This is a genomic window from Brevundimonas sp. Soil_N_31 (genome assembly GCF_057655995.1).
Genome location: NZ_JBDGLE010000009.1, coordinates 118,886 through 128,869, shown reverse-complemented (window position 1 = coordinate 128,869; position 9,984 = coordinate 118,886). Strand labels below are relative to the sequence as shown.

The 9,984-nt window shown below is 67.2% G+C and carries 10 protein-coding genes and 2 tRNA genes; 2 read left to right on the top strand and 10 right to left on the bottom strand.

The genetic code is table 11. The features are described 5' to 3' along the window. The 3 genes from AC3A3G_RS14790 to AC3A3G_RS14780 all read right to left on the bottom strand — a co-directional run. Nucleotides 1–101 (bottom strand): GTP-binding protein (locus AC3A3G_RS14790; RefSeq protein WP_147417950.1); only part of this gene is annotated, 101 nt, incomplete at its 3' end. 60 nt (nt 102–161) lie between these two features. Beyond that, nucleotides 162–235, bottom strand: a tRNA-Gly gene (locus AC3A3G_RS14785). A gap of 94 nt (nt 236–329) precedes the next feature. Next, nucleotides 330–413 (bottom strand) — tRNA-Tyr (locus AC3A3G_RS14780). A 149-nt stretch (nt 414–562) separates the two neighbouring features. On the opposite strand from AC3A3G_RS14780, the gene rlmB reads away from it, so the two are divergent. Both rlmB and AC3A3G_RS14770 read left to right on the top strand, forming a co-directional pair. Next, nucleotides 563–1,441 carry a 23S rRNA (guanosine(2251)-2'-O)-methyltransferase RlmB gene (gene rlmB, locus AC3A3G_RS14775; RefSeq protein ID WP_200165678.1) on the top strand — a complete coding sequence of 293 codons (879 nt, stop codon included), beginning with the start codon at nt 563–565 and terminating at the stop codon, nt 1,439–1,441. 71 nt (nt 1,442–1,512) lie between these two features. After that, entirely contained in the window at nt 1,513–2,367 is an 855-nt protein-coding gene (locus tag AC3A3G_RS14770) for a TerC family protein (protein WP_200165680.1), read from the top strand. Between the two features lie 56 nt (nt 2,368–2,423). Here AC3A3G_RS14770 and metG read toward each other — a convergent pair whose 3' ends face one another. The 7 genes from metG to AC3A3G_RS14735 all read right to left on the bottom strand — a co-directional run bounded on the left by metG (nt 2,424) and on the right by AC3A3G_RS14735 (nt 9,896). Then, entirely contained in the window at nt 2,424–4,145 is a 1,722-nt protein-coding gene (metG, locus tag AC3A3G_RS14765; protein ID WP_487488547.1) for a methionine--tRNA ligase, read from the bottom strand. A gap of 77 nt (nt 4,146–4,222) precedes the next feature. Then, entirely contained in the window at nt 4,223–5,590 is a 1,368-nt protein-coding gene (locus AC3A3G_RS14760; RefSeq protein ID WP_487488546.1) for an MATE family efflux transporter, read from the bottom strand. Nucleotides 5,591–5,653: 63 nt separating this feature from the next. Beyond that, nucleotides 5,654–6,049, bottom strand: a complete 396-nt coding sequence (locus AC3A3G_RS14755) for a DUF1489 family protein (RefSeq protein WP_125902278.1) — start codon at nt 6,047–6,049, stop codon at nt 5,654–5,656. A gap of 42 nt (nt 6,050–6,091) precedes the next feature. Further along, a complete protein-coding gene (locus AC3A3G_RS14750; protein ID WP_368925435.1) occupies nt 6,092–6,430 on the bottom strand; it encodes a hypothetical protein in 339 nt (112 codons plus the stop codon). Next, nucleotides 6,427–8,430, bottom strand: a complete 2,004-nt coding sequence (locus AC3A3G_RS14745) for an acetyl/propionyl/methylcrotonyl-CoA carboxylase subunit alpha (RefSeq protein WP_487488545.1) — start codon at nt 8,428–8,430, stop codon at nt 6,427–6,429. Before AC3A3G_RS14745 ends, AC3A3G_RS14750 begins: the two co-directional genes overlap by 4 nt. A gap of 9 nt (nt 8,431–8,439) precedes the next feature. Further along, a complete protein-coding gene (locus tag AC3A3G_RS14740; RefSeq protein WP_200165691.1) occupies nt 8,440–9,342 on the bottom strand; it encodes an enoyl-CoA hydratase-related protein in 903 nt (300 codons plus the stop codon). Between the two features lie 68 nt (nt 9,343–9,410). Continuing rightward, nucleotides 9,411–9,896, bottom strand: coding sequence for a hypothetical protein (locus tag AC3A3G_RS14735; RefSeq protein ID WP_200165693.1), 486 nt, complete (start codon nt 9,894–9,896; stop codon nt 9,411–9,413). Between the last annotated feature and the right edge of the window lie 88 nt (nt 9,897–9,984).

The window sequence follows — 9,984 nt, the reverse complement described above, 5'->3', positions numbered from 1 at the left end:
ATCGAGATCGCCGCCGTCAGCGTCGTCTTGCCGTGGTCAACGTGACCGATCGTGCCGATGTTCACGTGCGGCTTCGTACGTTCGAACTTTTCCTTGGCCATGGCCAAACTCCTGTGGCCCGGGTCCGGAACGGAGGGGCGCTGTGCTCAGTTCAAAAAACCTGGAGCGGGTAGACGGGATCGAACCGACATCCTCAGCTTGGAAGGCTGCTGCACTACCATTGTGCTATACCCGCACGAAGAATGCGGTTGCACCGCTCTTCGCATGAAGAGCGACGTTTCCGCACCCGATACCTTCATTGGACTCCGTCCCAGGGCATTGAAGGCGCGTGGTGGGGGAAGCAGGACTCGAACCTGCGAAGCTTACGCAGCGGATTTACAGTCCGCCCCCTTTGCCGCTCGGGACATTCCCCCAGCGCGCCTTATGTCAATGCCGGTCTGGAAACGCCGGAAACAATCTTTCGATCATTTCGCGACGAAAGCCTTCGCTGTCGGGCGACGCCTGCAGTAGAGGAAGCGCCTGAACCGAAAGCCCTGGGGCCCAAATCGGAGGCCGTCTTATAGTGTCGTCATTTCGAGAACGCAACGACCGGAAAACCGGTAAAAAACAATCTTTCCAAAAGAGAGGGGAAGGCCGTCTGGATCGGCCTCAAACGCCCGCTACGCAAGGACGCGGCGGGAACGATAACGAACGCAAAACCGCCCGTTCGCGTCCGGACGCCGATAATTTTCTTTGGGGACGTCATCCGGTTTTGGCCGCTTTGGCGAATCCCGCGCGTCGCGGAAGCGGCCGTTTGATGGTCACGGAAGACCGCGCCGAAGAGATCCAGCGCGAGAATCTGGCGAACGGCCACCGAATCGAAGTGGTCGATTCTGTCGCCCTGGGCCGGATGCTGCCCGCCGGCGCCGTGCACCAGGGCATGGCCTTCAAGGTCCAGCCGCTGGAGGGCGTCGCCCTGGAAGACCTGGCCGAACCCGCCGAGGGGGTCATCGTCATGCTGGATCAGTTGACCGACCCTCAGAACGTCGGCGCCATCTTCCGTTCGGCCCTGGCCTTCAGCGCGCGCGGCATCGTGGTGCAGGACCGTCACTCCCCCGCCCTCGCCGGCGCCTTGGCCAAGGCCTCGGCCGGCGCTACTGAACGCCTGCCCTGCGCCCGCGTGACGAATCTCAGCCGCGCGCTGGAGAAGCTGGCCGACCACGGCTGGCGCGCCATCGGCATGGACGGCGAATCGGAACTGACGCTGGAACAGGCGCTGGACGCCCGACCGACCGTCATCGTCATGGGATCAGAAGGGGACGGCGTGCGTCGCCTGGTGGCCGAGCACTGCGAGGCCATGGCCCGCATCCCCATGCCCGGCGGTTTCGAGAGCCTGAACGTCTCCAACGCGGCCGCCATCGCCCTGTATGAAGCCGCCCGCGCCCAAGGCCGCGCGGGCTAGGAACAAGCCCCCGCGTCAACTCGTCCCTGCGGCGTCTTGGCGCGGGTCCGGCCGGGCTTTAAGAGTCCAGCATGGACTTCCTCTCGAATCCCGAACTGATCAGTCAGGCCTCCGCCCTCGGCAAGGTGCTGATGATCGACCTGGTCCTGGCCGGCGACAACGCCGTCGCCGTGGGCCTCGCCGCCGCCGCCCTGCCCCAGGAACAACGCCGCAAGGCCATCCTGATCGGTCTGGCCGCCGCCGTCGTCATGCGTATCGGCCTGGCGCTCATCACCGTCCAGCTTCTAGCCATCGTCGGCCTGTTGCTGGCGGGCGGCTTCCTGCTGCTGTGGGTGTGCTGGAAGATGTGGCGCGAACTGCGCGAACAGGCCACCCACGACCAGGCCGAGGCCGAGGCCGAAATCGAACGGGCCATGGCCATCGAACACGGCGGCGGGCCATCGCCGGAAGAAATGGGCCTGAAGCGCAAGACCTTCGGCGCCGCCCTGATCCAGATCATGATCGCCGACCTGACCATGAGCCTGGACAACGTCCTGGCCGTCGCCGGCGCCAGCCATGACCACCCGTGGATCATGGTCTTCGGACTGATCCTGTCGATCGCCCTGATGGGCCTGGCCGCCAGCTTCATCGCCAAGCTGCTGAACCGCTATCGCTGGATCGCCTATGTCGGCCTGGCCATCGTCCTCTACGTCGCCCTGCACATGATCTGGGACGGCGGGCGTTCGGTCATCGTGCGCACCGGCCATGCAGATCAGTTCAACGCCTCCGCCCCCGCCTTCCTCGACATCGGCGCCGAGGAACAGGCCAAGCATCTGCGCCAGGGCGGCAAGGGCGTCGACTCCCACACGCCCCACGCTCTGCCCGGCGGTCGCGAACGACGCGACCCGCCGCCTCAAACGGTCCAGCCCACTGAGCCCACCTCTTGAAACACGAAAGGCCCGGATCGCTCCGGGCCTTCTTCTTATTCAGTGAGAGGACGAGATCATCCTTCGGCGCCGCCGAAGCGCTCGGTCCATTCGGCGACCTGGGCGTCCTCGATCTTGGCGAACAGCACCTGGGCGGCGGCGACCGCCTGGCCGGCGGGAACGAGATTCAACAGGTCGCCCTCGACGTCCGGCCACGACAGGTCGGTCGCACCGACCGTGGCGGCGATACGGGTCGCCGCCTCCGGCATGAAGGGCGCGGTCACGCGGGCGAACAGGGCGACCAGAGACAGGCCGGTCCGCACCACCACAGCCGCGCGTTCGCGGTCGGTCTTCAGCGCCGTCCAGGGGGCGGCTTCCTGAAGGTACTCGTTGCCCAGCACCCACAGGGCGCGCGCCGCCTGGGCCGCCTTGCGGAACTCCATGGCCTCGAACTCATAGGTCAGGCCGGCCAGGGCCGCCTTGACGTCAGCCGCCAGCTTGTCTTCCAGCGCGCCCGGCTCGCCGCCCTCGGGCGCGACGCCGTCGAACTTGGATTCCGTGAACTTGACGATGCGGTTGACGAAGTTGCCCAGCACGTCGGCCAGATCCTTGTTCGTCGTCGACTGGAACTGCTCCCAGGTGAAGGCCGCGTCGGAATGCTCCGGACCATAGGCCGTCAGGTGCCAGCGCCAGTAGTCGGCGGGCAGCAGCTCCAGCGCCTGGTCCATGAAGACGCCCCGGCTCATGCTGGTCGAGAACTTGCCGCCGTACCAGTTCAGCCAGTTGAAGGCCTTCAGCTGATCCACCGTCTTCCACGGCTCGCCCGAGCCCAGGATGGTCGCCGGGAAGCTGACGGTGTGGAAGGCGACGTTGTCCTTGCCCATGAACTGGACATAGCGCACGGGGTTTTCAGGATCGGCGGCGCCCTCGTCCAGACGCCACCACGAACGCCAGTTTCCGCCGGTCTTCTGCGCCCACTCCTCGGTCGCGCCGATGTACTCGATGGGCGCGTCGAACCAGACGTAGAAGACCTTGCCCTCCATGCCCGGACGCGGACCGCCGTCGGGGCCGACGACCGGCACGCCCCATTTCAGGTCGCGGGTGATGCCGCGATCGATCAGGCCGTCGTCCAGATGCTTGTAAGCGATGGAGCGGGCCAGCGGCTGCCACTGGGGCGAGCGGGCGTCGACCCAGGCGCGCACGTCATCGGCCACCTTGGTCTGCAGCAGATACAGGTGGCGCGTGTCGCGGACCTCCAGATTGCGGCTGCCCGACACCGCCGAATAGGGATTGATCAGATCGGTCGGGTCCAGCAGGCGGCCGCAGTTGTCGCACTGGTCGCCGCGCGCCTTCTCATATCCGCAGTGGGGGCACGTTCCCTCGACATAGCGGTCGGGCAGGAAGCGGGCGTCGTCGATGGAATAGATCATCCGGTCGACGCGCTCCTCGATCAGGCCGCGCTCTTCCAGCACCTTGGCGAAGTGCTGGGTCAGGCGGGTGTTCGGAGCGTTGGAGCTGCGGCCGAAGATGTCGAACGACAGGCTAAAGGCGTCGGCGGCCTTCTTCTGAACCTCGTGCTGCTCGTCGCAATAGGTGCGGACGTCCTGACCGGCGGCGGCGGCGGCCAGCTCGGCCGGGGTGCCGTGCTCGTCGGTGGCGCAGACATAGAGGACGTCATGCCCCCGGCTTCGCATGAAGCGCGCCCACACATCGGCGGGCAGCATCGACCCGGCCAGATTCCCAAGGTGCTTGATGCCGTTGATGTAGGGCAGCGCCGAGGTGATGAGGATGCGGGACATGATCTTCCAACGTCTGACAGGGAGGCGTCGGATATAGAGGGCGCAAACCCAGCCGTCACCTTTTATGGGCCGGACGCCTATGAGACAGGCGTCGCCCTTGCCGTCGGCAGACGCCGCGCGATCCGCACGAACCGCCCGGTCAGCAGCGCGCCCGAGATCAGGCTGGCGACGATCACCGACCAGACCAGGCCGTCCACGCCCATGCGATGCGCCAGGAACCAGCCCAGCGGGATCATGATGAAACCATAGGACAGCAGGTGCATCAGCGTCGGCCATACTACGTCGCCCGCCGCGCGGTTGGCCTGGGCGGCGACCACCTGCTGGGCGTCGGCGACGAAGAACAGCGTCGCCAGCGCCAGGGCCGGCGCCGCGATGGCCAGGATCGCCGGGTCGGTCGTATAGGCGCTGACCACCAAGGGCGCAGTCAGCCACAGACCGATGGCGATAATGAAGGCCAGCACCGTCACCACGCCGACTCCCGCCAGGCCGCCCCGCATGACGCCCGCCCTGTCGCCGCCGCCGTAGCTGCGCCCCACCAGCACGGCCGTCGCCGACGACAGGCCCATGGGCACCATGAAGACGATGGCGGAGACGTTGATGACCACGGCCCAGCTGGCGGTCTCGGCCGCGCCCAATTGCCCGGCGAAAAGGGTCATGGCCGCAAAGGCGCCGACCTCGATGAAATTGGATGCGCCGCCGCCGAGGCCGACCTTGATCTGTTGGCTTTCGACCGCCTTGTCGCGCTTGGGCTTGTTGAACACGCCCCAGGCGCGCGCCTCAGGCAGGCGCAGGATGAAGATCACCAGGAAGATCGCCAGCGCCATACGCGCGCCGAACGTCGCCCAGGACGAGGCCACCGCGCCGTCCAGGCCGATGCCCAGGATATCCGGCACCAGCAGCAGGTTCAGACCCAGGTTCACCGCATTGGCCACCCACATGGCCACCATGCCCGCCTTGGGCCGATGCAGTCCTTCAAGGAAGAACAGGGCGCAGATCGAAATCAGATAGGCCGGCATCGACAGGGCGAAGACCATCAGGGCGGGCGTCGCGCCTTCACCCAGACCGTCCTCCAGCCCCATGTGCACCAGGCCGAACGGCCCCAGCAGCAGCAGGCCGATCATGGCGACAAAGCCGATCTGCAGGGCGTAGGTCATGCCGCGTCGCAAGACGGCGCCGACCTCGTCGCCGCGCCCCTCGCCCAGCAGGCGGACGGTGATGACCTGGACCCCCATCATCAGGCCGACCGCCGTGGTCAGCACGACCGAGGACGGCGCCCAGGCCAGTGAGTGATAGGCCAGCTCACGGCTGGCGTAGTGGCCGACGACGATGGCGTCGGTCAGGCCCATGGTCATGATGCCCAGACGCGCCAGCACGACTGGCCAGGCCAGCTTCATCAGCTCGGTCAGGGTGGCGCGATTATGGAAGCTGAACAGGGACTGGACCATCGGAGGCCGCAACAGCCACGCGCGCAGGCGCGGGTCAAACGATTTTACGTGCGTTTCAGGCGCCTACCAGGCGCCCAGCTCGCGCAACTCTCGCGCCAGGTCAGGCGGCAGGTCCGTCGGCTCGGCCACGGTCAGGTCCGGCGGCACGTCCTTCTCGAAATAGCGCCAGCCCTGAAACGGCCTCCGGGCCAGGGGCGCAGTGCGGATGACCTGGCTGTCCAGCTTGATCTCGCAGCGGCTGGCCTTGCCCTCGCCTATGGTCGTGATCTCGAGGATGCGCTGGCGGCAGGTCACGGAGCCTTTCATGACCCAGTACAGCGAGCCGCCGTCCTCGATCTCGGCCGCGCGCTTGGGCGTCATGCGGGTGTGGACGATGCGCCAGTCGGACCGGGCCGCGTTCGCTTCCAGCGTCTCGACCTCGGTCACGCCGACGCAGAGCTTGATCATGTGCAGGGGCATGCGGCCCAACTAGTCATCCGACGCCGCGAAGGCCAGCCCGGCTCAGGGCTCGCGATCCAGTTGGGTGAAGATTTCCTGCCCCTTGGCGATCAGTTCCTGTCCGCACCGCTGGCTGTGCGAACGCACCTGCTGGACCGGGGTGGAGTCCGTATATTCCAGCATCCGCCCGATCCAGTTCCGCGCCGGATCGCGGCCTTCCAGACGGCCCAGATAATACATCATGCCGCCGGTATACTGCTGCTTCAGGGCATCCGAGGCGGTCGGATCGTCGATCGCCACCGCCAGCAGGCCCATACACTGCAGATCCGCCGCAGAGGCCGTCGGCATGTCGCTCAGATCGGCGCCCAGAAGCGCCGTCGCCATCATCGCCGCAACGATCATGCGCCGGCTCCTTCAGCTTTCACAACAGCCAGCACCGCGCCGTCCGTGACCTGATCGCCGACGGCGACGTTGAACTCGGCCACCACGCCGTCGAAGGGCGCGGTCAGGGCGTGCTCCATCTTCATGGCCTCCAGCACCACGACCGGCTGACCCTTGGCGACCTTGTCGCCCGCCTTGGCAGGCGCAACGACGATCTTGCCCGGCATGGGCGCGCGCAGGCCGCCGTCGGAGGCGGAGCCGCCTGCCGGTCCGCTGGACTTGCGGCGTCGGAACTCGACCACGTCGCCGCCGTCGAACACCAGAACCCGCTCGGCGTCAGGCGACAGGGTGCTGACCACCTCGCCGTCAACCACGACCACGCCGGGCTCGCCATAGATCTGGGCCGAGCCGAAATCGCCGCTCGCGGAGAAGCTGGACGAACGGCCATACCAGCCCGGCTCGCCGGTCAGAGTCAGGGCGTGAGCCACGCCGTCATGATGGACCGCCGTATGCGCCTGCGGCGCCGCGTTCAGCCGGAAACCGAACAGGCCCGCACGGGTCGGCGCCAGCACATTGTCCGGCGCGTCGAAGGCGGCGGCGTCCGCCTCCAGCCCGATCTGTCCGGCCGCAGCAGCCAGAGCACGGGCGGAAACCTGAGCCGGGGCGATCAGCGCTCCCTCCTCCGCCGCGATGAAGCCGGTGTCCACGTCGCCTTCGACAAAGCGTGGATGGTCCAGACAACGCGCCATGAAGCCCGCATTGGTCTTCACCGGCCAGACTTCTACGTCGCGGCAGGCGTCGGCCAGACGGGCGGCGGCGGCCTCGCGGGTGTCTTCGTGGACGATCAGCTTGGCGATCATCGGATCGTAGAACTGGCTGACCTCGCCGCCCTGCATCACGCCGGTGTCGACGCGAATGTCGTCGGGCATGACGAAATGATCGAGCTTGCCGATCGACGGCAGGAAGCCGTTGGCCGGATCCTCAGCATAGAGACGGGCCTCCATCGCCCAGCCCTTCATCGGGATGTCGGCCTGCGCCAGCGGGATCGGCTGGCCCGCCGCGACGCGCAACTGCCACTCGACCAGATCGACCCCGGTGATGGCCTCCGTCACCGGGTGTTCGACCTGAAGCCGGGTGTTCATCTCCATGAACCAGATGCGGTCCGCCTTCAGCCCGTCGGAGGCGTCGGCGATGAACTCGATGGTGCCCGCGCCCTGATAGTCCACGGCCTTGGCGGCGCGCACGGCGGCGGCGGTGACGGCGTCGCGCGTGGCCTGATCCATGCCCGGCGCCGGAGCCTCTTCGATCACCTTCTGGTGGCGGCGCTGCAGCGAGCAGTCGCGCTCATGCAGGTGGACGACGTTGCCGTGGCTGTCGCCGAAGACCTGCACCTCGATGTGGCGCGGGCGGGTAATGTAGCTCTCGATCAGGACGCGCGGATCGCCGAAGGACGACTGCCCCTCGCGCTGGGCCGAGGCCAGATTATCAGCGAAGTCCTCGGCGCGATCGACCTTGCGCATCCCCTTGCCGCCGCCGCCCGCGACCGCCTTGATCAGGACAGGGAAGCCTATGCGGTTCGCCTCGGCCGTCAGGGTCTCCAGCGACTGGTCCTCGCCCTGATAGCCGGGGGTGACGGGCACGCCCGCCTCGATCATCAGCTTCTTGGCCGCGTCCTTCAGGCCCATGGCGCGGATCGAGGACGGCTTGGGGCCAATCCAGACGATGCCTGCCGCCGCCACCGCCTCGGCGAAGTCGGCGTTCTCGGACAGGAAGCCGTAGCCGGGGTGGATGGCCTCCGCCCCCGTCGCCCTGGCCGCCGCCAGCACCCTGGCCGCATCCAGATAGGAGTCGCGCGCCGCCGCCGGGCCGATCAGCACCGCCTCATCCGCCTCACGAACGTGCAACGCCTGGGCGTCGGCCTCGGAATAGACGGCGATGGTGCGCAGCCCCATGCGACGAGCGGTGCGGAAGACGCGGCAGGCGATCTCGCCGCGATTGGCGACCAGGACGGACTTGAACATCAGACTACCTTATTGCGCCCAGCTCGGCGCGCGCTTGTCGAGGAAGGCGCGGACGCCTTCCTGGCCCTCGGCCGAGACGCGGGCGCGGGCGATGCGCTTGGCGGTCTCTTCCAGCAGGCGGTTGTCGATCTCTTCGCCCGCCACGTCGTTCACCAGGCGCTTGGCGTCGCCCATCGCGCCCGGCGCATTGGCCGACAGGCTGTCGGTCAGCATGGAGATGAACTCATCGACCGAACCTTCGGGCAGGACCATGTCGATCAGTCCCGCATGGGCGGCGTAGTCGGCGTCGAAGATGTTGGCCGTCAGGAACAGCTGGCGCGCGCGCCGCGCGCCGACCGCCTCGATGACATAGGGGGCGATGGTCGCCGGGATCAGGCCCAGCTTGACCTCGGAGAAGGCGAAGCGCGTCCCTTCCACGGCCACGGCCATGTCGCAGGCGGCGACGATGCCCGCCCCGCCGCCCATGGCCGCACCCTCGACCAGGGCCACCGTCAGGGCCGGCACGTCGTGCAGGGCCTTCAGCATCTTGGCCAGACCCATGGCGTCGTCGCGGTTGTCGCTTTCGGACCAGTCGGCCGCCGAACGCATCCAGTTCAGGTCTGCGCCCGCGCTGAACGTCCCGCCCGCGCCACGGATGAAGACCACGCGCACCTTGTCGGCGCCGTGCAGCGTCTCGAACGCCTCATAGAGGGCGGCGATGGTCGCCGCGTCGAAGGCGTTCTTCTTCTCGGGACGGTTGATGGTGACGAAGACCACGCCGTCGGCGGTGGCGTCGATCTGCACCAGGTCGTCGTTGGCGTCCGGCGCCGCATCGGCGACGAAGGGGTGGGCGATGGCGTTCATCTCCGCCGCCTCGGCGTCGGTGATGTCCAGAGCGTTCAGCTCTTCTTCGGTCGGCTTTTGGTCAGTCATGATGGGCTCCTTGGCCGATAGAACGCTTCAAACGTCATCCCTCTCCCCCTCGCTGGGGAAGAAGGCGATTAAACAGGATCGCAGCGGTTGGCGCGAACGGTCTTGCCGTCCTGCTCGACGCGCAGCGAGACGCCCGCCACCGGCGACAGGCGCAGGGTCTGGACGAGCGTCTGGTCGCCGTCCGACGACTGGTTCTCCAGAACCACGCGGATGGCGTCGCCTTCACCTTGCAAGGTCTCCAGAGCCACCAGCTTGGAGGTGTCCTCATAGCCCTTGATCTCATTGGCCGTGATGACGAAGCGCGTGCCGCTCTCGTCCTTGGCGCAGCCGTCGTCGCTATAGTCCCAGTTGCCGCGATAGCCGACCGGGAAGACCGCTTCGGATGGCTCGCCCGCCCGCGCAGCCGCCTCTTCAGCCGCCGAGACCGGTTCGGTCTGCGTCGTCGCCGCAGCCTCAGGCGCGGCTTCAACCGTGGCCGGGGCCTTGGAATCGGCCTGCGATCCGCAAGCCGCAAGCAGCGTGGTCAGGGCGATAAGTGCTGCCGTCTTCTTCATGTCACTGTCCTTGTCGTCCAGATTTCGATCCCGCATCGAGATCGCCGACGCGACACTCTCAGCCGCGCGATCCGGCTTCAAGCAGTTT